A 24,840-nucleotide genomic window follows, 5' to 3' on the forward strand; every position below is an offset into this window, starting at 1 on the left:
TTTTTAAAATGTATTAAACTTTTACATACAATTAGTAAAGAATTTTTTAACTGAAATATTCTTCCAATTCATCAGCACCACCAATGTATTTACCACCAATAAAAACTTGTGGTGTCGAGCTTTTACCGCTTACCGCTCTAAGAGATCTAGAAGTAATATGTTGATCAAGCTCTATCTGTTCTACATAAATACCCTGTTGATTTAATAGCGTTATCGCACGCTCACAGTGTGGGCAGCCTTTTCTACTAAACATAGTGGCAGTCTCTGGAATATTGGCATTTTTATTAATATATTGAAGCATCGTATCAGCGTCAGAAACTTCAAAAGGGTCGCCTTCTACTTCAGGCTCAATAAACATTTTCTCAATTGTGCCATCTTTAACCAGCATAGAATATCTCCAAGATCGATTGCCAAATCCTAGCTCGTCTTTATTAACCAGCATACCCATGGCTTTAGTAAATTCACCACTTCCATCGGGAATCATTAAAACGTTTTCAGCTTCTTGGTCTTTACGCCACTCATTCATAACAAAAGTATCATTAACCGATATACAAACCACTTCATCAACCCCATTGGCCTTTAAAACTGGCGCTAATTCATTGTATCTTGGTAGGTGAGAAGATGAACAGGTAGGCGTATAAGCACCAGGAAGAGCAAATACTACTACTGTTTTGTTATTAAAAATATCCTCGGTCGATAAATCAACCCACTGATGATTTTTTTGAATTTTAAAATTAATAGATGGAATTTTATTTCCTGTGTTGTTTTTTAACATTTTATTGTCCTATTTGTTTTTAATTAGTGTGCATTATAAATCTAGTTTATAATCAAGTAAAACGAATAATATCTATTAAAACAATCTAAAAAAACGATTATAAAATGCTGCCTTCTATTAAAAACCTCCAGTACCTTATTACACTTAGAGAGACGCTACACTTTTCTAAGGCATCAGAAAAATGCTTTGTTAGTCAATCAACTTTAAGTGCAGGAATCGCCAAATTAGAGCAAATCCTACAAACAACTCTAGTTGAAAGGAATAATAAAAAAGTAGTCTTCACCTCAATAGGAGAAAAAATAGTATTACAAGCAATGCTGGTCATATCAAATACTAAAGAACTGACAGATATGGCAAAAACCAACTTCCTTGAATCTGAAATAGTTGTTGGCACCATACCGACCATATCAGCTTATATTCTGCCAAATTTTTTGAGAAATATAGAAAAAATATTCCCAAAATTAAAAATATCCTTTGTAGAAGATACGAGTGATAATTTATTAGAAAAACTAAATCAAAATAAAATCGATTTTGCAATTTTTGCTTTTCCCTATGACTTGCCTGATGGTGTTGAGGGCTATGAGTTGTTCAGAGATCCCTTATGTTTGATTCAACATAAAGATCGAAAAAATGAAAAAATTGACAGTGGAGATCTATTATTACTGGAACAAGGTCATTGCCTAAGAGCTCATGTAATGCAAGGATATGCCATATCTGAAAAACAACTATCTAGTTTTTCTTGCTCTAGTGTTTCTACTTTAGTAGCTATGATTGACATGAACCTTGGTATGAGTTTTTTGCCTAAAATTGCCATTGATTTTGGTGTGCTGTCACCCTATCCAAATATAATCGCCAAGTCTAATTGCCAAGCATCAAGAGGTATTGGCATTGTTTATAGAAAAAATAACTATCAAGCTGAAAATATTAAGAAAATAGCCGAAAATTTACGAACATAATATTGACAGCTGAAATGACGGGCACCTCTTAAGTATCTATACCCATTTCTCGCAGCATTAAATACGCCTCAAGATCATCACACCCGCCCACATGCTTGTTACCTAAAAATACTTGCGGATAAGTCAGTTCATCGGGTGCCATTTTAAGCATCTCGTCGTTTGTCCAATTAACCTCATCAACTAAGCGAGTCTCATACTCAATACCCTCTTCGTCAAGCATTAATTTGGCTTGAGTACAAAATGAGCAATTTGGCTTGGTCCAAATAATATTTTTCATGATTAATCCTAGTTAGTACGTCGTATTAAAAATACGATCAACATCGTCTTTATTAAAAAACAAATGTTCATTACAAATTTCATTATGAATGGCAATTTCTCCATGTTCTTTGAGTAAGTCACGTGAATCTTGTTCGCCCAAATTCTGGATGATTTTTTCAAATCGCCCCTTATCTTTCGGACATTCGTAACTAACCCACTCAGCATTAAAAAGCTCCACTGTTTCTTCGTGGAATAGACGGTGCAATAAAGACTCTGTATCAAGGCTAGTTAATTCTTCTTGAGTAACAGTATCTGCCAAAATACCAACTCGATGCCAACCCTCGCTGTCGTATTGATCGGCATCTGGCATTCTTTGCAAGAGCATAGCACTCAAGTTATCAGGGGTTGAGCTTACCCATAATTTAGACTCTAATTGCTCAGATTGAGCAAAGTAATCTTCAAAGGTGGCAATCAAACCTTGGGCGTTTCTAGGTACTAATGATTGAAAACTGTGGTCAGTTTGTGCATTGTATAAAGTAGCAACAATTTGCCCTTCGCCTAGAATTTTATCTAAAGAGTCATCCTCTTTAATAACACCTTCTGCTCTAACCATACCGCGAATTTTTAGATCATCACTCACCTCAACCAACAACAAATTTACAATCCCATCACCCTGAATTTGTAAAGTAAGCTTGCCTTTGTGCTTCATACCATTGGCCAGAAAAATCGCCAAAGCGCTCAGCTCTGCAAATAATTGACGCACCAAAGGGTTGTAGCCTCGATTTTGAATCATATCTTGCCAAGCATCATCGAGTGATAAGTGCTGGCCGCGAACGTTCAAATCTTTAAATAAAAATCTTGTATGTATATTCATAGGTATGATTTTAATTTATACCCAGGGATACAAGTAAAAAAGTGATTGAAAGAAAAATTACCATTGATACCGACAACCAACCTTTGATTGACGCCTTAGCTGGAGCAACTAACTTATCAAAACAAAGTCTTAAAAGTGCCCTAGATAAGGGCTGTGTTTGGCTAAAAACAGGCAAAAAAATTAATCGAATTAGGCGTATTAAAAAACCCTTAAAAATAGGTAATGAAGTTTTTATTTATTTTAATGAAAAAATCTTATCTTCAATACCCGCTCAACCCACCCTGCTACTAGACAAAAACAGCTATAGCATTTGGTTTAAGCCAGCAGGTGTATTTTCTCAGGGTTCAAAATGGGGCGATCATTGCGCACTCACTCGATTGGTTGAGAAAAAACTAGATCGGCCCACTTTCTTGGTGCATCGCCTTGATCGTGCAACCAGCGGACTAATGATACTCGCCCACTCAAAAACTATGGCCAGAGAGTTGTCCAAATTATTTGCCGATAGACTAATTAAGAAAACTTACCTGGCTATTGTAGCTGGAGATTTTACCCATAAAAAAATCAGCTTAAATACTGATATCGATGAAAAACACGCTTTAAGCCACATAACCAAGCTTATGCAAAACGCACAAAAATCTTTGCTTAGCGTACATATTGAAACTGGTAGAAAGCACCAAATTAGAAAACACTTAAGTGAGATAAATTTTCCTATTATTGGTGATCGTTTATATGGCACTGCCAAGAAAAATCACCCAGAAGACTTACAATTACAAGCCGTTAATTTAGTCTTTAATTGCCCGATCGATCAACAACCAATCAACATTACCTTATCTAGTGAAGATCAGCTAAAACTCTAAATTAAGAACAATCTCGCTCCACTTCTTGATCCCAAATAGCAGGAATAATAATTCTTAGACACTCCATAACCGATAATTCTGCACAAATTGCAGGCTCTTCTGGCGCTGGCGGGTGACGATGTTTTTTAATTATGGAGGTGGCCGGCTCTTTTAAGACCGGATTTTGATCATTTTTCTGATCTTCACAACCAGAAAGAAGTAGAGTCAGTATTATAAAAATTTTAATCATTAATCGCATTGTAACCCAATAGACTTGAATCTATTGGATAATACCCACATCTAATACTCAATTAATACCAAACCAGGATCACTCATGAAAAGAATCTTTTTATTTTTAATGACCAATATTGCCATTCTCGTCTTGCTAAGCATCACACTCAGTCTATTAGGTGTTGAAGGCATTCTGGCTGAGAACGGCTCAGATCTCGACCTAAACGCTTTGCTAATTTTCTCAGCGGTGTTTGGCTTTGGTGGTGCCTTTATTTCTCTGGCAATTTCCAAATGGATGGCCAAGCGCATGACAGGCGCAGTCGTGATTAAATCCCCAAATAACAATCTTGAAAAATGGCTAATTGAAACGGTTGAAAAACAAGCTAAGATTGTCGGTATTCGTATGCCTGAAGTGGCTATTTTTCCATCTACTTCAATGAATGCATTTGCCACTGGTGCAAGCAAAAATAAAGCACTTGTTGCTGTATCTCAAGGCCTACTTGATAGCATGAATAAAAATGAAATTGAGGCAGTTGTTGGTCATGAAATGAGCCATGTGGCGAATGGTGATATGGTCACTCTAACGCTGATTCAAGGCGTGGTTAACACTTTTGTTATTTTCTTCTCACGCGTCATCGGACATTTTGTTGACCGTGTTATTTTGAAAAATCAACGCGGACATGGTATTGGTTATTTTGTTACCACGCTGTTTGCTCAAATCGTTTTGTCAATTCTAGCTTCCACTATCGTTATGTATGTTTCTAGAAAGCGTGAATTTGTGGCTGATACTGGCGGTGCTGATTTAGCAGGACATCAAAACATGATTAGCGCACTAAAGCGTCTTGGCCAAGTAGAGCCACAAGCCTTGCCTGAGCAAATGGCCGCTTTTGGCATTAATGATAAAAAAGGCTTTGCCTCTTGGTTTTCTTCTCACCCACCGATCGAAGACCGTATTGCCGCCTTAGAGGCTCGCGCAAAAGCACAAGGATAATTATGGCTATTGATATTAAATCAGCTGATGAAATAGAAAAAATGCGCGTGGCTGGGCGCTTGGCAGCCGATGTATTAGATATGATTGCACCGTATGTCAAAGCGGGTGTTAGTACCGATGAGCTCGATAAAATTTGCCATGATTATATGGTTAATGAACAAGACGTCATCCCTGCGCCGCTTAATTATCACGGTTTTCCAAAATCCATTTGCACCAGTATTAATAACGTTGTTTGTCACGGTATTCCATCGGATAAACACCTTAAAAAAGGCGATATTGTTAATATCGATATTACTGTTATTAAAGATGGCTACCATGGTGACACTTCTAAAATGTTTGTCATTGGCAAGGCCAGTGTCAAGTCTCAGCGAATTTGCCGTATTGCTCAAGAGTGTTTGTATATTGGCATTAAGGCAGTCAAACCAGGTATTAAGTTAGGAGAAATTGGCATGGCCATTGGTGCACATGCTGATAAAAACAATTGCTCAATTGTGCACGATTATTGTGGTCACGGCATTGGTCTTAAGTTTCATACAGAGCCTCAGGTTGTGCATTACAACGATGGCAACGTTGATAGCAGCCCTATTCTTGAAGAAGGCATGACCTTTACGATTGAGCCCATGGTAAATATTGGCAGTTTTGAAGTTGCCACCTCTAAAGTAGATGGCTGGACAGTGACCACCAAAGATCGTTCGCTTTCAGCGCAATGGGAGCATACTATTTTAGTCACTAAATCCGGTTATGAAATCCTCACGCTTAGAGCTGAAGAGGATATCTAGATAGGCATCTGCCTGTGCTAAAATAAACGTTTTTTATTGCTGTTTATATTTAAACCTTGAAAAACCTAAGAAACTATTTCATTTCCGGTCTACTTTTCTGGATTCCGTTAGGATTAAGCATTGTCGTTATTAAGTTCTTTTTAGAATTGATTAATGACATCGTACCGCCTGAGTATTTACCTGAGGCACTATTTAACCTTGAAGGTAGCATTCCTGGCTCTGGTATTGTTTGGGTAATACTAATTCTAATCATTACGGGTGCTTTAGTTAGTAACTTTATCGGTAAAAAATTAGTCGAATTATGGGAAAAACTCCTTAATAGAATTCCAGGATTTCGTGGCATTTACAAGGCTTTAAAACAACTCTCTGATACGGTTTTAAGCCCGACAGGCAATAGCTTTAAAAAAGCATTATTAATTGAATACCCGCGCAAAGGCCTATGGACAATCGCTTTTCAAACGGGTAATTATCAAGGTGAAATCGCCAATAAAATTGGCGAAGAAATTATCAATATTTATGTGCCAACCACTCCCAACCCAACCTCTGGTTTCTTCATTATGCTGCCTAAAGCCGAAGCGATTGAACTAGACATGAGTGTTGATGAAGCATTTAAACTAATTATCTCTACCGGCGTGGTAGAGCCAAACGAATTATCAAAAGGATAAAACTATGAGAACGAACTATTGTGGCGAACTAAATAAAGACAATATTGACCAAACCGTTGAGATTTGCGGCTGGGTAAATCGTAGACGTGACCATGGTGGCGTTATCTTTTTAGACATACGTGACAAGCGCGGCATTGCTCAGGTCGTTATCAATCCTGATAATGCTGATTTTGCGATTGCTGAAACCATCCGTAATGAATTTGTCTTAAAAATTACCGGTACTGTTATTGCTAGAGGAGAGGGTTTAGCTAATCCAAAATTAGCCTCAGGTGATATTGAAATTGTTGCCAGTCATATTGAAATCCTTAACACCTCTAAGCCAGTGCCTTTCCAGATTGATGCGACCGACACCTCGGAAGAAGTGCGCCTTAAATATCGTTACCTAGATTTGCGTAACGACGCCATGCAAAAACGTATGCGTCTGCGCTCAAAAGTTACTCACTTTATGCGTGAGTTTATGGACAGCCATGATTTCTTAGACATTGAAACACCCTTTTTAACTAAGGCAACTCCTGAAGGTGCGCGTGACTACTTGGTGCCATCGCGTACTCACCCAGGTGAATTTTTTGCCCTACCTCAATCTCCACAGTTGTTTAAACAACTGCTAATGATGTCGGGCTTTGAGCGTTATTACCAAATTGTTAAATGTTTCAGAGATGAAGACTTGCGTGCTGATCGTCAGCCAGAATTCACTCAGCTTGACGTTGAAACTTCATTTATGAATGAAGATGAAATTATGAAGATGATGGAAGAATTAACGCGCGGCATGTTCAAAGACGCCATCGATGTCGACTTAGGCGATGAATTCCCTAGTATTACCTATGCAGACGCTATGCACTTATACGGTGTTGATCGCCCTGATATGCGTATCCCAATGCAAATGACTGACATGGATGAGCTTATGCAAGGCGTTGACTTTAAAGTATTCTCTGGCCCTGCCAGTAGTGATGGCTCGCGCGTAGCTGCACTACGCGTTCCAGGTGGCGCTTCTATCAGTCGTAAGAAAATTGATAAATACACTAAATACGTTAGCATCTATGGTGCCAAAGGCTTGGCTTACATCAAGCTCAACGAAGACGGCCCTGCTTCACCAATTTTAAAATTCTTAGGCGATGATGTCACCGCTAAAGTCATTGAAATGACCGGCGCACAAACAGGTGATATTATCTTCTTTGGTGCGGATAAGACCAAAATTGTGAATGAAGCCTTGGGTAACTTACGTGAGCAATTAGCCAAAGACATGGATTTATTTGACAAACCATGGGCGCCAATTTGGGTAGTAGATTTCCCAATGTTTGACGAAAATGACGATGGCTCATTAAGCGCTATCCACCATCCATTTACCGCACCTAATGTTGATGCAAAAACTTTAGAAGAAACCGCACCAACAGCCCTATCAAGAGCTTATGATCTAGTCATTAACGGTTCTGAAGTAGGTGGCGGCTCTATTCGAATCCACCAGGTTGAAATGCAACAAACTGTCTTAAAATTATTAGGTATTTCTGATGAAGAGGCCAAAGATAAATTTGGCTTCTTGTTAGATGCTCTCGAGTACGGCTGTCCGCCTCATGGTGGTATGGCATTTGGTCTAGATCGTTTAGTGATGATCATGACAGGCTCTGACTCTATTCGTGATGTTATTGCCTTCCCTAAAACTCAAACTGCTGCTTGTTTATTAACCGACGCACCTGCTGAGGTTCCAAGAAAAGTACTACGCGAGTTAAGTGTGCAAGTGAGCTTAGCGAAAAAAGACTAATATTTGTGAGTCGTATTACCGATCAAATAAAGGCAGAGCTTAAAGCTAAAAATGCTGTTTTAGTAGCACACTATTATGTGAGTGCTGAGTTGCAAACTTTAGCTGAAGAAAGCGGCGGTATTGTTTCTGATTCTTTAGAGATGGCACGTTTTGGTCAAAATTGTAGCGCCGACACCATTGTCGTTGCAGGCGTAAAATTTATGGGCGAGACGGCTAAAATCCTCTCTCCTGAAAAAACAGTATTGGTTTTAGATGAAGGTGCCACTTGCTCTTTAGATGAAGATTGCCCGATTGCTAATTTTTCTAAGTTTTGTGATGAGCACCCTGATCGCACCGTTGTCGTTTATGCCAATACCAGCGCAGAAGTCAAAGCACGAGCTGACTGGGTAGTAACCTCGGGCAGCGCTTTAAAGGTAGTTCAACATCTTAAGAGCCAAGGCAAAAAAATCCTTTGGGCGCCTGATAAACACCTTGGCAATTATGTGCAGAGTGAAACCGGTGCAGACATGCTACTATGGCAAGGCTCTTGTGTGGTACATGAGCGCTTTAAGGCTGATGCTCTCGTTAACTTAAAAAAACATCATCCTGAAGCGGGCGTTTTAGTACACCCAGAATCACCGCAATCAGTGGTTGATTTGGCCGATGTTGTCGGCTCAACTACCGCACTCATTAATGCGGTTCGAGATCGAGATGAGCAAACTTTTATTGTGGCAACAGATAATGGCATCTTTCACAAAATGCGTGAAGTTGCACCAAACAAAACTCTAATTGAAGCACCTACTGCAGGACAAGGTGCGGATTGCGAATCATGCGCTCACTGTGAATGGATGGCAATGAATACATTAGACAACTGCCTAAGCACTTTAAAAACAGCTGGCAATGAAATAAAAATTGACCCATTGGTTAATCAAAAAGCACAAAATTCTATACAAAAATTACTCGACTTTACCGCATAACGTTTAGACATAAAAGGTAAAATTTAACCCCTATATTCACCGGAGAAAAAAATGGCAGGACATAGTAAATGGCATAACATTCAGCACCGTAAAGGCGCACAGGATGCCAAACGTGGAAAAATCTTTACCAAACTCATTAAAGAAATCGTTATTGCTGCCAAAGCTGGTGGTGGCGTGATTGAAAACAATCCAAGCCTTAGAATGGTGATTGATAAAGCACTTGCTGCCAACATGAAGCGTGACACGATTGAAAGTGCTGTTAAACGTGGCTCAGGCGACTTAGATGGTGAAAACTATGATGAAGTACGCTACGAAGGTTATGGCCTTGGTGGTACTGCTATTATGGTGGATACACTAACAGATAATCGAAATCGTACTGTGGCTGATGTGCGTCATGCTTTCACCAAACATGGTGGTAATTTAGGCACTGATGGCTCTGTTTCTTACTTATTTACCAAGCAAGGGTTCATTAGTTTTGCTGCGGGTGGCGATGAAGATAAGATTATGGAAGTAGCACTCGATGCAGGCGCTGAAGATATTATTACCAATGATGATGGCTCTATTGATGTTATCACCTCTCCTGAAGAGTTCTTTACTGTTAAAGACGCCTTGACTGATGCAGGCTTAGAAAGCGCACATTCAGAAGTAACGATGGAGCCTTCAACTCGCGTTGAGCTTAACTTAGGTGATGCGGAAAAATTTATGAAACTCATTGACCGACTAGAAGATCTTGACGACACGCAAGAGGTTTATCACAATGCAGATATTTCTGAAGAGGTTATGGCACAATTATGATTCATATTCATCAAGGTATTAGCGCACTAGGTGCTTTCAAAACCCAGGCTTTACAAACTAAATTGTCTCAAGCTCAGCCTGGTTTATCGCTATTAGGCGCTGAGTTTATTCATTTTGCCGATCTAAGTGCAAGCCTTGATGAAAACCAATCAAACCAATTAACACAGCTACTTTCTTATAGCGAGTTGCTCACAATTAACAATGCTAAATCTAGTCTTGTTATTATTCCAAGACTCGGCACAATCTCTCCTTGGTCTTCTAAAGCAACGGATATTATGCACTTATGCGATCTGGCGCAGATCAAGCGTATAGAGCGCGCTATTATTTATCATTTTGATGCTGAAATCACCAATCAAGCAAAAGTTTTAGCTTGTGTTATGGACAAAATGACAGAGTCAGAACTTAGCAATATAGAAGATGCACACACCTTGTTTGATCATTTTGAGCCTCAGCCATTTACCAGTGTTGATATTTTAACTCAAGGCAAAAAAGCCTTAGAAAAAACCAATATAGAGCTTGGCTTGGCGCTATCTGCTGGAGAGATTGATTATTTAGTAGAAAGCTTTACCAAGCTTGAGCGCAACCCAACAGACATTGAACTAATGATGTTTGCACAAGCAAATTCTGAGCATTGCCGTCATAAAATATTCAACGCTGATTGGAAAATTGATGATACCGAGCAAGCTAAAAGCTTATTCGCCATGATTCGCAACACCTACCACAAGCATCCTGAAGGCTTGTTAAGCGTTTATTCTGACAACTCAGCGGTAATGGCTGGCCATGAAGGCGAGCGCTTTTATGCAGATGAAAATGGTAAATACGTTAGTTCAAAAGAACATCGCGCCATTTTAATGAAAGTAGAAACTCACAACCACCCTACCGCTATTGCCCCGCACCCAGGTGCAGCGACTGGCTCTGGTGGTGAGATTCGTGACGAAGGTGCAACAGGACAAGGCTCCAAACCTAAAGTTGGCTTGTGTGGCTTTAGTGTTTCTAATTTAAAAATTAATGATGCCACCCAGCCCTGGGAAAAAGACCATGGTAAGCCTTCACAAATCGTATCAGCTCTTGATATTATGCTCGAAGGCCCAATTGGCGCTGCTGCTTTTAATAACGAGTTTGGTCGTCCAAATATCTTAGGTTATTTCCGTAGCTACGAGCAACAAACCCCTGATGGTGATATTCGCGGCTACCACAAGCCAATTATGCTGGCTGGTGGACTAGGTCATATTCAAGAGCAACACATTCAAAAAGGTGAAATCCCTGTCGGCAGTAAAATTATTGTTCTAGGTGGTCCGGCCATGCTGATTGGTTTAGGTGGTGGCGCTGCATCAAGTATTAAGAGTGGTGAGCAAAGCGAAGACCTAGATTTTGCCTCGGTTCAACGGGCCAATCCTGAGATGGAAAGACGCGCCCAAGAAGTGATTGATCGCTGTGCTAATTTGGGCAATGATAATCCTATTATTTCTATTCATGATATTGGTGCAGGCGGCTTATCAAACGGCCTACCTGAGTTAGTCAATGACTCAGGACGTGGTGGTAAGTTTGAGCTTAGAAATATCCCAAATGACGACAACCAAATGTCGCCACTTGAAATCTGGTGTAACGAATCTCAAGAGCGTTACGTACTTGCTATTGCCCCATCGAGCCTAGACTTATTTAGCAAAATCTGTGAACGCGAGCGTGCACCATTTGCTGTTTTGGGTGATTCAACCAAAGAACAAGAATTGGTGCTGAGTGATGAATTATTTGCCGATACACCAATCGATATGCCAATGTCAGTTTTATTAGGCAACCCGCCTAAAGTAAGTATTGAAGCGACCACACAAAATATTGATCTTAACCCACTAAACACTAGCAATATTAATCTTGATGAAGCGATTTCTAGAATTTTGCAACTACCAACTGTTGCCAGTAAAAACTTCCTAATCACCATTGGCGATCGAAGCATTACGGGTATGGTAGCGCGTGATCAGCTTGTAGGTCCATGGCAAGTGCCGGTAGCCGATTGTGCGATTTCTGTGGCTGATTATGTGAGCTACAAAGGTGAGATTATGTCTTTAGGCGAGCGCACACCACTGGCTTTATGTGATGCCAACTCTGCAGCACGCATGACTATTGGCGAGGCTTTAACCAATATGCTCGGCGGTTACGTGGAAGACATTCACGATATTAGCCTTAGCGCTAATTGGATGAGCGCTTCTGGCCACAAAGGTGAAGATGCCAAACTGTTTGAAGCCGTTAAAGCGGTCGGCATGGATTTGTGTCCTGAACTCGGCCTTACCGTGCCAGTAGGTAAAGACTCAATGAGCATGAAAAGCTCTTGGAGTGAAAACGGCGAAGATAAATCCGTTACCTCACCTTTATCACTAATCATTACCGCTTTTTCAAAAACCAGCGATGTTAGACTCCAAAAAACCCCGTTACTAGAAATGGATTCAGATTCTGAGCTATTACTCATCGACCTTGGTTTTGGCCAAAATCGTATGGGTGGTTCGTGCCTAGCGCAAGTGTACAATCAAGTTGGTGATATAGCGCCAAATCTTGACGATAGCGCCGTGTTTAAATCATTCTTCACCGTTATTAATCAGCTTAATAAAGATGGCCTAATTAGTGCTTATCATGACCGCTCTGATGGCGGCGTTATCACTACCTTGCTAGAAATGGCATTTGCCTCACACACAGGTTTAACCATCAATACAGATGCTAGCATTGAAAGCCTGTTTAACGAAGAGCTTGGTTGTGTTATTCAGGTTAAATCTGAAAACAAAAACGCCGTTGCTGACGCTTTAAAAGCAGCAGGTCTTGAGTCTTGCACGCAATTAATTGCAACGCTTAATAACTCAGATAATATTGAAATTATCACTAATGGTCAAACCGTTTACAGCCAGCCTCGTGCTACTTTACAAACACTTTGGTCGACCACTTCTTATGAGATTGCCAAACTTAGAGACAATCCTGAGTGTGCTCAACAAGAATTTGACGCTATTAGCCAATCGACAGACGGTATTAAAACAGACCTAAGTTTTGATCTTAATCAGTCTATCGTTAGTCCTTATATTAAAACCAACGTTAAGCCGAAAATTGCTATCTTGCGTGAGCAAGGTGTTAACGGCCAAGTAGAAATGGGCGCCGCTTTTGACAAGGCGCAGTTTGAGGCGATTGACGTACACATGAGTGATATCCTTTCAGGCAGACTATCTTTAGAGGATTTTAAAGGCTTGGTGGCTTGTGGCGGCTTCTCCTACGGCGACGTACTAGGCGCCGGTAGAGGTTGGGCTAGCTCAATCCTTTACAATGCTCGTGCCAAAGATGAATTTGAAGCTTTTTTTAATCGTGAAGATAGTTTCGCTTTAGGTGTTTGTAATGGTTGCCAGATGCTTTCAAATCTCACTGAAATTATTCCTGGTGCACAAAATTGGCCATGTTTTAATCGCAATGTATCAGAGCAATTTGAGGCGCGCTTCTCAAGCGTTAAAATTGGTGAATCAAACTCTATCTTCTTAAAAGATATGGCTGGCTCAACTCTGCCAATTGCCATTGCACACGGTGAAGGACAAGCCAACTTTGAAGGCAACTCTACTAATAATATTGCCCTGCAATATGTTGACCATAGTGGCGCAACTACCCAAGCTTACCCACACAATCCAAACGGATCAGAGCAAGCAACAGCAGGTGTCACCAATGATTCAGGGCGAGTTACCATTATGATGCCACATCCTGAACGAGTGTTCCGTGCAGTGCAACACTCACACCATCCTAAAGATTGGGATGAGCGTAGCCCCTGGATGAGAATGTTTGAAAATGCAAGAACTTGGGTTGATTAAAAATCTTTTAAGCTAACTAAAGATTAAACTCGGACAATAGGCTAGAGTCATTCTTTAGTTAGCGTATATTTTAAAATTTCAATCACCTGTTCTGGTGTGGTAGCCCACGCTATGGCTGACCCGTCAACTTCTTTAAGTGGATGAATGATATCTTCATTATGAAGCGTTATGTACGGTGTACCCAGTGCGGCGCAATATCCAGCATCAAAAGCGGCATTCCATTGTTTGTACTTATCTCCAAAACGGACTATAGCGATATCACAGCTCTCAATCAAAGTTTTAGTTCGTATTGCATTCACCTTTGCAGATTTATGATCACGCCAATAACTCACGCTTTCCACACCCAAAACATCGCCTGCGGCATCACTCGCATCATGATCGGTAACAGCAGAGGTAAAAGTAATGGATAAATTATGCGCCTCACACCCCTCTTTTAGGCGCTTCCTCCAGTCTGTATGTATTTCGCCTGAAAGATATACCGTTAAATTCATATTTATTCCCCTATCAACTTTTATGCTTTATCTAGTGCCTGACTAACATCAGCAATAATATCATCAATATGCTCAATGCCAACAGAAATCCTGATCAAGTCAGCACCAACTCCTGCTGCTGCAAGTTCTTCGTCGTTAAGCTGTCTGTGAGTGGTAGAGGCAGGATGGCAAGCAAGCGATTTTGCATCGCCTATATTAACTAAACGCAAAATCATGTCAAGAGAATCAATAAACTTGGTTGCAGACTCGATTCCGCCAGTAATACCAAAGCTTAGAATGCCAGAGGCTTTACCAGAAGTGATTTTTTTACAGTTTTCATTATAAGGGCTATCGGATAATGTTGCGTAATTAACCCATTCAACCTTCTCGTGCTGTTGCAGGTACTCAGCAAGTTTTTGCGCATTTTCACAATGGCGATCCATACGCAATCCAAGGGTTTCAAGCCCTTGTAAAATTTGAAAAGAATTCATGGGTGATATCGCTGCACCAGTATTTCTTAGTGGGCCAACACGACAACGACCTATATAAGCCGCCGCGCCTAAAGCCTCTGTGTATACAACGCCATGATAAGCAGGATCAGGCTCATTCAGTATAGGAAAGCGCTCCTTGTTAGCGACCCAGTCAAACTTACCAGAGTCAATGATGGCGCCGCCAATTGATGTGCCGTGGCCGCCAATATACTTGGTCAATGAATGCACCACAATATCTGCGCCCAACTCGAAAGGACGACACAAATATGGTGTAGCAACTGTATTATCAACAATTAAAGGAATGCCGTGTTTGTGTGCAATCTCTGCTAAGCGTGAAATATCAACAACATTTCCAGCAGGGTTGCCAATAGATTCACAAAATATGGCTTTAGTTTTTTCATCAATTGATTGCTCAAACTTTTCAAAATCATTGTGCTTTATCATGCGCGCCTCAACACCTTGTCTTGGCAAAGCATGGGCAAACAGATTATAAGTACCACCATAAAGCTCGCTAGTGCTAACAAAATTATCCCCCGACTCACAGATACATTGAAGTGCATAAGTAATAGCAGCCATACCTGAAGCAACACAAACAGCGCCAATACCATCTTCCATTGCAGCGATACGTTTTTCTAAAACATCTGTCGTTGGGTTCATGATGCGTGTGTAAATATTGCCCGGTACTTTAAGATCAAATAAGTCTGCACCGTGTTGAGTGTCGTCAAATGTATAAGAGCTTGTCTGGTAAATAGGCACAGCAGCTGCCTTGGTGGTTTCTTCAGATTTGTAGCCTTCGTGTAACGCTATAGATTCTAGTTTCATATGTTTTTTTAAAGTTGTAGTTTTAATTTAGTGGCAAAATACAAGCCCGTAGCGACACTTGAATTAAGCAATTGCAAGGTTAAAGTTTAGCGTATTTTATAAGCTCAACTTGTTTTATTTGTCGGTGTTGTTATGCATTTTTTACCTATATCTTGGTGCAAAAATTTAGGAAATAATGCAAATGGCAATCTAAACAGCCAATAAAACACACATTATTTACTAAAAGCGGATTAATCATGGCACTTTAAAGTATAAAGCACGGGTTTTATAAGGGTTTGGCCTAAATTTATTTTGACAATTATAAAATTTGACAATGGGGTATTTTTTAGGTTTTTATCGGGTTAAATGTCATTATGGATTATCAACTGATTCGCTCAAAACGTAAAACCTTAAGCTTGCAAATTAACAACAATGCTGAGCTTGTTGTGCGTGCGCCAAATCGATTATCTGTTAAAAGAATAGAGCAATTTATTGATGAAAAATCCACTTGGATTGATTTAAAAATGCGCGCCCGCTCAAATCAACAACTAACTAAGCCTGACTACAAACAAGGTGAGGCGTTTTTGTATTTAGGCAATACTTATCCGCTCAATATTAGCCTTGATCAAAGTACTAAACTGGATTTTAACGGGGTAAACTTTGAATCAAGCGCTGCCAATAAGGCGATATTTTTAGAATGGTATAAGGCTAAATTTAGAGAGATTGCCCTGCCTAGACTTAACTACTACGCCCAAGAACACCAGCTGGCTTATCAACAAGTCAGGCTTAAATCACAAAAAACCCTATGGGGATCGTGCAGTGGTGTGAATAATATTAACCTAAATTATTTACTGGTCAGGGCGCCTATTGCCATTATTGATTATGTTATTGTGCATGAGCTGGCGCACATTAAGCACAAGAACCACTCAAAAGATTTTTGGAATTTTGTAGCACATATGCTACCAAACTATAAAGCCAGCAAACGCTGGCTTCAAGATAATGGCCATAAGTTAAAAAACCTATAGCTATAATTTAACGTTTATTTGTCGTTAAACTTAGTTGTCGCTTCTTCCATGGCTGCTTTTAAACTGCCCATTTGAGCCATTTCAACAATAATATCACCGCCGCCTACAAGCTCACTGTTCATGTAAATTTGCGGGAAAGTTGGCCAATCTTGAAAAGCAGGTAGGTTTTGCATGACTTCTTGATCTTCAAAAATGTTCACATAAGCAAATTCAACACCGGTAGAAGCTAGTGTTTGAGCAGCTGTTGCTGAAAAGCCACACTGTGGAAACTGAGGTGTGCCTTTCATATAAAGTACTACGGGTGCGCTATCAACTTGCGCCTGAATTCTTTGCATTATGTCCATTATTTACTCCTGTATTTTTGTTTTAATTTTTTTTAATATCCGAGTATTTTACTTGTATATTATTTTTTGTGTCATTATTCTACTGTTTAACTGCTTGAGCAATGGTGTATTTTTGCCCTTGTTTGAGTTTTTTATAATTACCAAAGACGGATTTAAAATTATCTTTAATAAAATGTCGCAAGCCATTAATCGTTACAAATGTGATTTTACCGCCTGGTTTAAGGGCATCATAAGCGTCATACAAAATAATGCTCAGCTGCTCTCTGCCAACCTTGGCAGGCACATTTGACAATACTTGGTCAAAATAATTTTGCTTATTAACAGCTGAAAAAGCATCGGATAAATAAGCCTCGGCGTTATTGATGTGATTAAGCTTAGCGTTATCATTAGACAGCTCAACTGCGACAAAATCCTTATCGACCATATGCACTTCACCCTCAGGGCAAGATTTGGCCACACTCAAGCCAATCGGGCCATAGCCACAGCCTAAGTCCAGACATTTGTCATTCTTAGCAATATCAAGATACTGCATAAATAAAATAGTGCCGTCGTCGATGGCTCTAGGGCTAAACACACCCCAACGGGTTTTTAGATTTAGCTTAGATCCAAGTAAATTAGACTCGATGAGTAGATCTTGTTTGAGTTTTGGAATGTCTTGTCGACTAAACATGGTTGTTTTTTTGTTGTTGTTTTAACGCTTTTTTCTTGGCCTTGTTGGCAATAACTTGACTGGCATTATCGCCAATATGATCTTCGCCTCTGGCTTTGGCTAGCTGAATTTGCTTTTCTCTTTCTCGGTAGCGATTAACCTGATCTTCATTCTTAGAGCCGTAGCACCTTGAACAAGACACGCCTTTTTCATAATGCTGATGCGTTTTATCTTGCTCGGTAATCGGATAACGACAAGCATGGCATTGATCATACTGACCTTGCTCCAGATTATGCTTAACCGCAACACGATCGTCAAAAACAAAACACTCACCCTCCCACAAACTATTTTCTTCTGGCATTTGCTCAAGGTACTTGAGAATACCACCCTGCAGATGATAAACCGTATCAAAACCCTGGGTTTTTAAATAAGCCGTTGACTTTTCACAGCGAATACCGCCGGTACAAAACATGGCTACTTTTTTATCTCGATATTGTTCTAAATTGTTTTTGGTGTATTCTGGAAATTCTCTAAAAGTTTCAGTGACGGGATTAATGGCGCCTTTAAAAGTGCCAATTTCATATTCATAATTATTTCTTGTATCAATCAATACCACATCAGGATCGCTAATTAATGCGTTCCAATCTTGTGGAGAAACGTACGTACCCACAGACTCTTTTGGATCAATACCAGCAACACCCAATGTGACAATTTCTTTTTTGAGCTTGACCTTAAGACGCTTAAAAGGCAGCTCTTTACTTTGAGAAAATTTAATTTCTAATTGATTAAAGCGCCCATCTTTGTCTAAAAAATCGAGCAACTGATCAATAGCCTCTTGACGCCCCGATATGGTTCCATTCAAACCTTCTAAAGCAAGCAAAATAGTCCCTTTGATTTCTAGCTTAGCCATTAACTCTCTCAAAGGCTTGCTAAAATCCTCAAAATCGTCTAAACGAACAAACTGGTACAGGGCACAAACTGAAAACATAAAAACTAGTAACGAATCAAATGATGCTTATTTTACCGTAAAGGCATATTTTTCAATCTATAAAATAGAGTTATGTGCATCGTTGCAAACCCTATTAATAATAAGGTTAATATCCGTATAATATCATTCCTACTTAAAAATTTATACGAGCATTATTTGGCTCAATGATTAAATAACCAACATGAAAAGACCTGAATTACTCTCTCCTGCCGGCTCGCTAAAACATATGCGTTATGCGTATGCGTATGGTGCTGACGCTGTTTATGCAGGACAACCTAGATACTCACTACGAGTACGCAATAATTCCTTTGATTTTGACACGCTTAAACAAGGTATTAACGAGGCACATGAGACGGGCAAAAAGTTTTTTGTAGCTTCCAATATCATCCCACACAATGCCAAAATAAAAACCTACATGAAGGATATTGAGCCGGTGATTGATCTCAAGCCCGATGCACTGATTATGGCAGATCCTGGGCTAATTATGATGGTGAAGGAAAAATTTCCCGAGCAAGTTATTCATCTTTCTGTGCAGGCTAATGCCATTAATTATGCCACGGTAAAGTTTTGGAAAAATGCAGGGATTAGTCGCATCATTCTCTCGCGAGAATTATCACTCGATGAGGTTCAAGAAATTCGCCAAGAATGCCCAGATATTGAACTCGAAGTATTTGTACACGGTGCCTTATGCATCGCCTATTCAGGGCGCTGCTTACTCTCAGGCTACTTTAATCATCGAGACCCTAACCAAGGCTCGTGCACCAATTCTTGCCGCTGGAAATATGATGTTAAAGCAGCAGAAGAAACTCTTGAAGGTGATATTAAAGCGGTGGAGATAAAAGCACCGATAGATCAGGTTGTGTTATTAGAAGAAGAGGGTCGTCCAGGTGAGCAAATGCCCGCTTATGAAGATGAGCACGGCACCTATATTATGAACTCAAAAGACCTGCGCGCCATTGAGCATGTGCATACACTTACCGCCATGGGGATTGACTCCCTTAAAATTGAAGGACGCACAAAATCACACTACTACGCAGCGCGCACAGCGCAAGTATATCGCCAAGCGATTGATGATGCGGTGGCTGGACGAGAATTTAACCCAGAAGCCTTTGGTGTGTTAGAAAATCTGGCCAATCGTGGCTATACTGATGGCTTTTATCGCCGACATCAGCCTGAAGAATTACAAACTTATTTTGATAATTATTCTCGCTCACACAAGCAACAAGTGGTGGGTGAAATTCTAGACTACAAGGACGGCAAAGCACTAATTGAAGCCAAAAATAAGTTTAGCGTTGGTGACTCTGTTGAGGTAGTTTTGCCAAGTGGTTGTTTTAATATTGAAATTGAGTCAATGGTCACTGAATACAATGAAGTGCTCGAAGTTGCCAAGGGTAGTGGTTACCGAGTATGGATCCCGATGCCTGGAATAAAGCCTGAGCTTGGTTTTATCGCTCGAAATTTTGATGAAAAAATTAAAATCAAAAACAAAAATATTAAAAAAGATCCTGAGCAAAAAATCCGTCGCCCTTCTTGGTAGATCCCAAATCCACTCACGTATAATATCATTCTTTGCAACAAGGTTATATACGCGTGCTTGATCAAATTCATTCACCTCAGGATATTAAAAAACTCGATTTAGATCAGTTGCAATCCTTGGCAGATGAAATTCGAGATTTTTTAATCCAAACCATTCAAAAAACAGGTGGGCATTTAGCGCCAAATCTTGGCACTATTGAAATGACACTTGCCATGCACTACGTGTTTGATACACCTAAAGATAGCTTTGTTTTTGATGTGGGTCATCAAGCCTATACACACAAAATACTAACTGGTCGACTCAAGCAGATGCCTACTTTGCGCCAAAAAGATGGTCTTTCAGGTTTTACCAAGCGCAGTGAAAGTGAGCATGATAGCTTTGGTGCTGGACACTCTTCTACCTCAATTAGCGCAGCACTAGGGATTGCCATTGGCAATCGCCTGCACGACAATGACAAGAAATCTATTGCTGTGATTGGCGATGGCGCTTTAACAGGTGGCATGTCATTTGAAGCACTTAATCACGCCGGCGACTCAAATGCTGATTTACTGATTATTCTGAATGATAATGACATGAGCATCTCCAAAAATGTTGGTGCCATGAACAAGTATCTGACCAAGCTTATCTCTGGAAAAGTGTACTCAACCATGAAAACCAAGTCGTTGGATTTTCTTGAAAAAGTGCCCATGATTCATGAATTTGCCAGACGCTCTGAAGAGCACTTAAAAGGCATGGTATTGCCGAGTACTTTGTTTGAAGAATTAGGCTTGGATTATTTTGGACCCATTGATGGCCATGACCTACCTACACTGGTTAAAACCTTACAGAATTTAAAGCGACAAGACAAGCCTCGTCTGCTGCATATTATTACCAAAAAAGGTTATGGTCTTGAGAGTGCTGAAAAAGATCCTTGTAAATTTCACGGCGTGGCGCCTGCACAATCTCAGGCCAATACGCTACCCAGCTATAGCGATGTTTTTGGCACCTGGATTAACAATACCGCTAAGCAAAATACAGATTTAATCGCCATCACCCCTGCTATGTGCACCGGCTCAGGTATGAGCGATTTTGAAAGAGACTTTCCTGAGCAGTATTTTGACGTTGGTATTGCCGAACAGCACGCCATTACTTTTGCAGGTGGATTAGCTGTGCAAGGGTTTAAGCCAATTGTAGCCATCTACTCTACTTTTTTACAGCGAGGCTATGATCAGCTTATTCACGATATTGCCTTGCAAGATTTAAATGTGGTATTTGCCATTGATAGAGCTGGCTTAGTGGGAGCAGATGGCGCCACCCATGCAGGTAGCTTTGATTTAAGCTTTTTACGCTGCATCCCAAACCTGGTAGTAATGTCACCAAGCAATTCAGCTCAAATGTATCAAATGTTAAATACTGCATTTGCAACGTCTGGTGCATTTTGTGTACGCTACCCAAGAGGGGTATCTGCTATTGAAAGCTACGTTAGTACTGAACAAATTCAGATTGGAAAGGCCGAGGTGGTTCGACAAGGTGTTAATATTGCTATTTTAGCCTTTGGCACTCTACTGGATTTTGCCTTAGAGGCAGCAGAATCAATCAATGCAACAGTAGTTGACATGCGTTTTGTTAAGCCTTTGGATGAAGCACTGCTGATTGAGCTGAGCAAAACCCATACTCAATTTATCTCTATTGAAGATAATGCCATTAAAGGTGGCGCTGGCAGTGGTGTGAGTGAATTTTTTCATCAACAAGGTATTAACACTTCTCTTAAAATTCTTGGCTTGCCTGATATCTTTACCGAACAAGGCTCGCAAGATCAGCTACATGCATTGTACGGCTTAGATGCCCAGGCTATTATTGCCGCTAGCCAAACATGAAAAAACTCTTAAAACGCTATAGCCCCAAGCCTCATGAGGTAAGAAACCATAAACATTTAGGCTGGCTTAGCAAACACTTGCATGATCCTAGTTTGTGGAATTTTAATCGAAAATCAATCTCTAAAGCCTTTGCAGTAGGTCTGTTTTTTGCCTTTATTCCTGTGCCTTTTCAAATGCTACTAGCTGCACCAGGTGCGGTTATTTTTAGTGCCAACTTACCCTTGTCTATTGCGCTAGTATGGATTACAAACCCACTCACCATGGCGCCTATTTACTATGGCTGTTACAAACTAGGTGCTTGGTTATTGGGTGTGCAAATCGAGTCTGATGTTGTTATGTCGCTTGAATATGTTTGGCAAGTATTTGATACAATTTGGCAACCTTTCTTATTAGGCTGTTTGACAGTTTCTGCTGTTAGTGCGCTACTTGGCTACTTTGGCGTGCAGTTTGTTTATCGGTATCGAGTATACAGACGCTCAAAAAAGCTATAAATTATCCAAATTAAGTTTGATTTGAGCTCTAATTTTTGCCTCTAAAACGTCGACCAAATTTTCATTACTGACTTTTTGATCCGTCTTACCTTCTACATACATCAAATTTGGCTCTCCACCTGTCAGACCCACTGAAACGGCTTTTGCCTCACCTGGACCGTTAACCACGCAGCCAATAACAGCGGCATCAATAGGCTCACTAATATCTTCTAGTCTAGATTCTAGCTCATTAACCACTTTTATAACGTCAAATTTTTGGCGAGAACAAGATGGGCAAGCTATTAAATTAACACCCTTTTGCCTCAAACCCAATGATTTAAGAATATCAAAACCAACACGAACCTCATCAACTGGATCAGAAGCAAGCGACACTCGAATCGTATCGCCAATACCTTCAGCCAACAACAAGCCTAAGCCAATGGATGATTTGACCGTTCCTGAGCGCAAAGAGCCTGCTTCCGTAATACCCAAATGTAGTGGATTATCAATCTCAGAGGCAAGCTGTTGATAGGCGAAAACCGTCATAAATATTTCACTGGCTTTGAGTGAGATTTTAAAATTATCAAAATTAAGCCGATCTAGAATATCAATATGCCTAAATGCCGATTCAACCATTGCCTCAGGCGTTGGCTCGGTGTATTTTTTTTGTAAGTCTTTTTCTAAAGAGCCTGCATTGACACCAATCCTAATCGGAATTCCGTGATCTTTAGCGCTCGCGACCACCTCTCGAATTCTGTCTTCACGGCCAATATTGCCTGGGTTAATACGCAAGCAATCAGCCCCATACTCTGCCACCTTGAGCGCAATCTTATAATCAAAATGAATATCAGTAATCAGTGGAATATTAGCCTGTTTTTTAATCTCTTTAAAAGCCTCTGCTGCTTCCATAGTTGGTACAGAAATACGCACCAAATCAGCGCCCGCTTCTTCAATGGCTTTAATCTGCTTGAGCGTTGCAGTCACATCTGTGGTTTGTGTATTAGTCATACTCTGCACAGAAATTGGCGCATCGCCACCAATGGCAACATTGCCCACAAATATTTGTCGAGATTTTCTTCGGGTAATGCTGTGTATAGGCTTCATTGCTTTTTAAATGTTTGAATCAATTCATCTAGGCCTTTGTCACTCTTAACCCGGCGATCAATCTCAGTTTGATAGGTTTTATTAGATTTAATTATAACGCTGTTCGTCTGCTCTTCTACTGGCTTTTTTCCTTTGCTAATAACAATCAAAGTATTGTTGCTAGCCTCTTTAACAGGCATTTCAAGATACTGATAGCCGTACAGCCCCATTAATACAATAGCCAGTATTAAAATCCAAATTTTAATCCTTGGCTTACGTTTTTTTTTACTCGGGTAGTAGTCAATTCCGTCTAGCATCTGAGCGTTTGGTTTTATCTTGTACTTTGCCAGCTAGCTGTCCGCAGGCTGCATCTACATCCTCGCCACGGGTACGCCTGGTCATGGTACGAATCCCCTTGGAAGATAAAATATCTTGAAAATTATCAATGGCTCTGACACTAGAAGTTTGATAATCAGATTGTGGAAATGGATTGAAAGGAATTAAATTCACCTTGGCAGAAACTCCTTTTAAAAGCTTGGCTAGCTGCTGAGCATGCTCTGATGAGTCATTCACACCTTTTAACATAACATACTCAAACAAAATATGACGCTCTTGCGTGCCGGCATTCAGATATACATCGCACGCTTTCATGAGTGCCTCAATAGGGTATTTTTTATTAATAGGTACAAGCTCATCACGCAACGCATCATTTGGTGCATGTAGAGATATAGCCAAACTGACAGGGACTCGCTCGCTCATACGCTCTAAAGCAGGCACAACACCCGAGCTAGAAATAGTCACTCGTCGGCGTGACAATCCAAATGATAAGTCGTCTAATAATAGATCACAGGTGCTATACACAGCTTCTTCATTTAACATTGGCTCGCCCATGCCCATAAAGACAACATTAGAAATGCGCTTGCCAACTGGATTTAGATGTAAGTTGGCAATTAATACCTGGGCAATCATTTCTGCTGTAGATAGATTTCGATTAAAACCTTGATAGCCTGTTGAACAGAAAGTACAGGCAAGTGCGCACCCCACTTGGGATGAAATACACAGCGTACCCCGCTCTTTTTCTGGAATATAAACCATCTCTATATGGTTTTCACCACCAGTTTTAATCACCCATTTAATAACACCATCTAGCGCATGATTCTTGCTAACAACCTCTGGAAATTCAATACAAGCTATTTCATTAAGCTTTTCTCTTAATTTTTTACTCAGATTAAGCATTTGATCAAAATCAAATACATGATCTTTGTAAATCCACTTCATGAGTTGCTTGGTACGAAAAGACTTCTCACCCAACTCATTAAAAAATTGGTCAAGCGCTTTCTGATTAAGATTTAAAAGATTTATTTTGTTTTGCATCAATAAAAAATAGCACAGACAAACTGTGCTATTTAGACCTTATAAGTTAATAA

The 24,840-nt window shown here is 40.1% G+C and carries 25 protein-coding genes; 13 read left to right on the forward strand and 12 right to left on the reverse strand.

Translation table 11 applies throughout. The features are described from left to right. Positions 1–46 precede the first annotated feature (46 nt). Positions 47–775, reverse strand: a complete 729-nt coding sequence (locus SP60_RS00950; RefSeq protein WP_053950860.1) for a glutathione peroxidase — start codon at positions 773–775, stop codon at positions 47–49. Positions 776–879: 104 nt separating this feature from the next. Between SP60_RS00950 and SP60_RS00955 the strand changes: the two genes are divergently transcribed. Further along, positions 880–1,731, forward strand: a complete 852-nt coding sequence (locus tag SP60_RS00955) for a LysR substrate-binding domain-containing protein (RefSeq protein ID WP_053950861.1) — start codon at positions 880–882, stop codon at positions 1,729–1,731. A 28-nt stretch (positions 1,732–1,759) separates the two neighbouring features. Here the strand turns inward: SP60_RS00955 and SP60_RS00960 are convergent, their stop codons facing one another. Both SP60_RS00960 and hslO read right to left on the reverse strand, forming a co-directional pair. Then, positions 1,760–2,008 carry a glutaredoxin domain-containing protein gene (locus SP60_RS00960; RefSeq protein ID WP_053950862.1) on the reverse strand — a complete coding sequence of 83 codons (249 nt, stop codon included), beginning with the start codon at positions 2,006–2,008 and terminating at the stop codon, positions 1,760–1,762. A 12-nt stretch (positions 2,009–2,020) separates the two neighbouring features. Beyond that, on the reverse strand, positions 2,021–2,863 hold the full coding sequence (gene hslO / locus SP60_RS00965) for an Hsp33 family molecular chaperone HslO (RefSeq protein ID WP_053950863.1): 843 nt from the start codon (positions 2,861–2,863) through the stop codon (positions 2,021–2,023). Between the two features lie 41 nt (positions 2,864–2,904). Here hslO and SP60_RS00970 point away from each other — a divergent pair, with 41 nt between their 5' ends. Then, the gene (locus SP60_RS00970) at positions 2,905–3,720 is read left to right on the forward strand and encodes an RluA family pseudouridine synthase (RefSeq protein WP_082319609.1); all 816 of its coding nucleotides are present in this window, start codon (positions 2,905–2,907) and stop codon (positions 3,718–3,720) included. 1 nt (position 3,721) lies between these two features. Here SP60_RS00970 and SP60_RS00975 read toward each other — a convergent pair whose 3' ends face one another. Next, entirely contained in the window at positions 3,722–3,949 is a 228-nt protein-coding gene (locus SP60_RS00975; protein WP_144418557.1) for a hypothetical protein, read from the reverse strand. An 84-nt stretch (positions 3,950–4,033) separates the two neighbouring features. On the opposite strand from SP60_RS00975, the gene htpX reads away from it, so the two are divergent. From htpX to purL, 7 genes are read left to right on the forward strand one after another with little or no spacing between them, the layout of a single operon-like run. Continuing rightward, positions 4,034–4,921: a protease HtpX gene (htpX, locus tag SP60_RS00980; protein WP_053950866.1), complete on the forward strand. Its 888-nt coding sequence runs from the start codon at positions 4,034–4,036 to the stop codon at positions 4,919–4,921. 2 nt (positions 4,922–4,923) lie between these two features. Continuing rightward, positions 4,924–5,700 carry a type I methionyl aminopeptidase gene (gene map / locus SP60_RS00985; protein ID WP_053950867.1) on the forward strand — a complete coding sequence of 259 codons (777 nt, stop codon included), beginning with the start codon at positions 4,924–4,926 and terminating at the stop codon, positions 5,698–5,700. Positions 5,701–5,756: 56 nt separating this feature from the next. Beyond that, a complete protein-coding gene (locus SP60_RS00990; RefSeq protein ID WP_053950868.1) occupies positions 5,757–6,365 on the forward strand; it encodes a DUF502 domain-containing protein in 609 nt (202 codons plus the stop codon). A 4-nt stretch (positions 6,366–6,369) separates the two neighbouring features. Next, positions 6,370–8,121, forward strand: coding sequence for an aspartate--tRNA ligase (gene aspS / locus SP60_RS00995; protein ID WP_053950869.1), 1,752 nt, complete (start codon positions 6,370–6,372; stop codon positions 8,119–8,121). A 5-nt stretch (positions 8,122–8,126) separates the two neighbouring features. Continuing rightward, positions 8,127–9,077: a quinolinate synthase NadA gene (nadA, locus tag SP60_RS01000; protein WP_144418558.1), complete on the forward strand. Its 951-nt coding sequence runs from the start codon at positions 8,127–8,129 to the stop codon at positions 9,075–9,077. A gap of 51 nt (positions 9,078–9,128) precedes the next feature. Beyond that, positions 9,129–9,872, forward strand: a complete 744-nt coding sequence (locus SP60_RS01005; protein WP_053950871.1) for a YebC/PmpR family DNA-binding transcriptional regulator — start codon at positions 9,129–9,131, stop codon at positions 9,870–9,872. Then, positions 9,872–13,699, forward strand: coding sequence for a phosphoribosylformylglycinamidine synthase (gene purL, locus SP60_RS01010; RefSeq protein WP_053952175.1), 3,828 nt, complete (start codon positions 9,872–9,874; stop codon positions 13,697–13,699). The genes SP60_RS01005 and purL overlap by 1 nt, the downstream gene beginning before the upstream one ends. Before the next feature lie 47 nt (positions 13,700–13,746). Here the strand turns inward: purL and SP60_RS01015 are convergent, their stop codons facing one another. Both SP60_RS01015 and SP60_RS01020 read right to left on the reverse strand, forming a co-directional pair. Further along, positions 13,747–14,190 (reverse strand): YtoQ family protein, encoded by a 444-nt coding sequence (locus SP60_RS01015; RefSeq protein WP_053950872.1) that lies wholly within the window; start codon positions 14,188–14,190, stop codon positions 13,747–13,749. Positions 14,191–14,210: 20 nt separating this feature from the next. Then, on the reverse strand, positions 14,211–15,482 hold the full coding sequence (locus tag SP60_RS01020; RefSeq protein WP_053950873.1) for an O-acetylhomoserine aminocarboxypropyltransferase/cysteine synthase family protein: 1,272 nt from the start codon (positions 15,480–15,482) through the stop codon (positions 14,211–14,213). Between the two features lie 353 nt (positions 15,483–15,835). Between SP60_RS01020 and SP60_RS01025 the strand changes: the two genes are divergently transcribed. Continuing rightward, entirely contained in the window at positions 15,836–16,486 is a 651-nt protein-coding gene (locus tag SP60_RS01025; RefSeq protein WP_053950874.1) for a M48 family metallopeptidase, read from the forward strand. 14 nt (positions 16,487–16,500) lie between these two features. Here SP60_RS01025 and grxD read toward each other — a convergent pair whose 3' ends face one another. From grxD to trhO, 3 genes are all read right to left on the reverse strand, one after another. Then, the gene (gene grxD, locus SP60_RS01030; protein ID WP_053950875.1) at positions 16,501–16,830 is read right to left on the reverse strand and encodes a Grx4 family monothiol glutaredoxin; all 330 of its coding nucleotides are present in this window, start codon (positions 16,828–16,830) and stop codon (positions 16,501–16,503) included. Positions 16,831–16,909: 79 nt separating this feature from the next. Continuing rightward, a complete protein-coding gene (locus SP60_RS01035) occupies positions 16,910–17,500 on the reverse strand; it encodes a class I SAM-dependent methyltransferase (protein ID WP_053950876.1) in 591 nt (196 codons plus the stop codon). Then, positions 17,493–18,467 (reverse strand): oxygen-dependent tRNA uridine(34) hydroxylase TrhO, encoded by a 975-nt coding sequence (gene trhO, locus SP60_RS01040; protein WP_053950877.1) that lies wholly within the window; start codon positions 18,465–18,467, stop codon positions 17,493–17,495. The genes SP60_RS01035 and trhO overlap by 8 nt, the downstream gene beginning before the upstream one ends. A 181-nt stretch (positions 18,468–18,648) precedes the next feature. On the opposite strand from trhO, the gene trhP reads away from it, so the two are divergent. From trhP to SP60_RS01055, 3 genes are read left to right on the forward strand one after another with little or no spacing between them, the layout of a single operon-like run. Beyond that, positions 18,649–20,004: a prephenate-dependent tRNA uridine(34) hydroxylase TrhP gene (trhP, locus tag SP60_RS01045; protein ID WP_053950878.1), complete on the forward strand. Its 1,356-nt coding sequence runs from the start codon at positions 18,649–18,651 to the stop codon at positions 20,002–20,004. A 53-nt stretch (positions 20,005–20,057) separates the two neighbouring features. Further along, the gene (gene dxs / locus SP60_RS01050; RefSeq protein WP_082319610.1) at positions 20,058–21,860 is read left to right on the forward strand and encodes a 1-deoxy-D-xylulose-5-phosphate synthase; all 1,803 of its coding nucleotides are present in this window, start codon (positions 20,058–20,060) and stop codon (positions 21,858–21,860) included. Further along, positions 21,857–22,351, forward strand: coding sequence for a DUF2062 domain-containing protein (locus tag SP60_RS01055; RefSeq protein ID WP_053950880.1), 495 nt, complete (start codon positions 21,857–21,859; stop codon positions 22,349–22,351). The genes dxs and SP60_RS01055 overlap by 4 nt, the downstream gene beginning before the upstream one ends. Here the strand turns inward: SP60_RS01055 and ispG are convergent. From ispG to rlmN, 3 genes are read right to left on the reverse strand one after another with little or no spacing between them, the layout of a single operon-like run. Further along, positions 22,346–23,434, reverse strand: a complete 1,089-nt coding sequence (gene ispG, locus SP60_RS01060) for a flavodoxin-dependent (E)-4-hydroxy-3-methylbut-2-enyl-diphosphate synthase (RefSeq protein WP_053950881.1) — start codon at positions 23,432–23,434, stop codon at positions 22,346–22,348. The two genes, SP60_RS01055 and ispG, sit on opposite strands and share 6 nt — an antisense overlap. Further along, entirely contained in the window at positions 23,431–23,730 is a 300-nt protein-coding gene (locus SP60_RS01065) for a hypothetical protein (protein WP_053950882.1), read from the reverse strand. Before SP60_RS01065 ends, ispG begins: the two co-directional genes overlap by 4 nt. Beyond that, positions 23,714–24,787, reverse strand: a complete 1,074-nt coding sequence (rlmN, locus tag SP60_RS01070; RefSeq protein ID WP_053950883.1) for a dual-specificity RNA methyltransferase RlmN — start codon at positions 24,785–24,787, stop codon at positions 23,714–23,716. Before rlmN ends, SP60_RS01065 begins: the two co-directional genes overlap by 17 nt. Between the last annotated feature and the right edge of the window lie 53 nt (positions 24,788–24,840).

The organism is Candidatus Thioglobus autotrophicus (assembly GCF_001293165.1).
Lineage (GTDB): Bacteria > Pseudomonadota > Gammaproteobacteria > PS1 > Pseudothioglobaceae > Thioglobus_A > Thioglobus_A autotrophicus.

Bases quoted from the DNA above. Each gene is read 5' to 3' on its own strand.
- SP60_RS01015 (WP_053950872.1), bottom strand. From the start codon at position 14,190: ATGAATTTAACGGTATATCTTTCAGGCGAAATACATACAGACTGGAGG.
- SP60_RS01035 (WP_053950876.1), bottom strand. From the start codon at position 17,500: ATGTTTAGTCGACAAGACATTCCAAAACTCAAACAAGATCTACTCATC.
- SP60_RS01065 (WP_053950882.1), bottom strand. From the start codon at position 23,730: ATGCTAGACGGAATTGACTACTACCCGAGTAAAAAAAAACGTAAGCCA.
- SP60_RS00960 (WP_053950862.1), bottom strand. From the start codon at position 2,008: ATGAAAAATATTATTTGGACCAAGCCAAATTGCTCATTTTGTACTCAA.
- SP60_RS01025 (WP_053950874.1), top strand. From the start codon at position 15,836: ATGGATTATCAACTGATTCGCTCAAAACGTAAAACCTTAAGCTTGCAA.
- trhO (WP_053950877.1), bottom strand. From the start codon at position 18,467: ATGTTTTCAGTTTGTGCCCTGTACCAGTTTGTTCGTTTAGACGATTTT.
- aspS (WP_053950869.1), top strand. From the start codon at position 6,370: ATGAGAACGAACTATTGTGGCGAACTAAATAAAGACAATATTGACCAA.
- SP60_RS00975 (WP_144418557.1), bottom strand. From the start codon at position 3,949: ATGATTAAAATTTTTATAATACTGACTCTACTTCTTTCTGGTTGTGAA.
- SP60_RS01005 (WP_053950871.1), top strand. From the start codon at position 9,129: ATGGCAGGACATAGTAAATGGCATAACATTCAGCACCGTAAAGGCGCA.
- map (WP_053950867.1), top strand. From the start codon at position 4,924: ATGGCTATTGATATTAAATCAGCTGATGAAATAGAAAAAATGCGCGTG.
- rlmN (WP_053950883.1), bottom strand. From the start codon at position 24,787: ATGCAAAACAAAATAAATCTTTTAAATCTTAATCAGAAAGCGCTTGAC.
- SP60_RS01020 (WP_053950873.1), bottom strand. From the start codon at position 15,482: ATGAAACTAGAATCTATAGCGTTACACGAAGGCTACAAATCTGAAGAA.
- trhP (WP_053950878.1), top strand. From the start codon at position 18,649: ATGAAAAGACCTGAATTACTCTCTCCTGCCGGCTCGCTAAAACATATG.
- htpX (WP_053950866.1), top strand. From the start codon at position 4,034: ATGAAAAGAATCTTTTTATTTTTAATGACCAATATTGCCATTCTCGTC.
- ispG (WP_053950881.1), bottom strand. From the start codon at position 23,434: ATGAAGCCTATACACAGCATTACCCGAAGAAAATCTCGACAAATATTT.
- grxD (WP_053950875.1), bottom strand. From the start codon at position 16,830: ATGGACATAATGCAAAGAATTCAGGCGCAAGTTGATAGCGCACCCGTA.
- hslO (WP_053950863.1), bottom strand. From the start codon at position 2,863: ATGAATATACATACAAGATTTTTATTTAAAGATTTGAACGTTCGCGGC.
- SP60_RS00950 (WP_053950860.1), bottom strand. From the start codon at position 775: ATGTTAAAAAACAACACAGGAAATAAAATTCCATCTATTAATTTTAAA.
- SP60_RS01055 (WP_053950880.1), top strand. From the start codon at position 21,857: ATGAAAAAACTCTTAAAACGCTATAGCCCCAAGCCTCATGAGGTAAGA.
- SP60_RS00955 (WP_053950861.1), top strand. From the start codon at position 880: ATGCTGCCTTCTATTAAAAACCTCCAGTACCTTATTACACTTAGAGAG.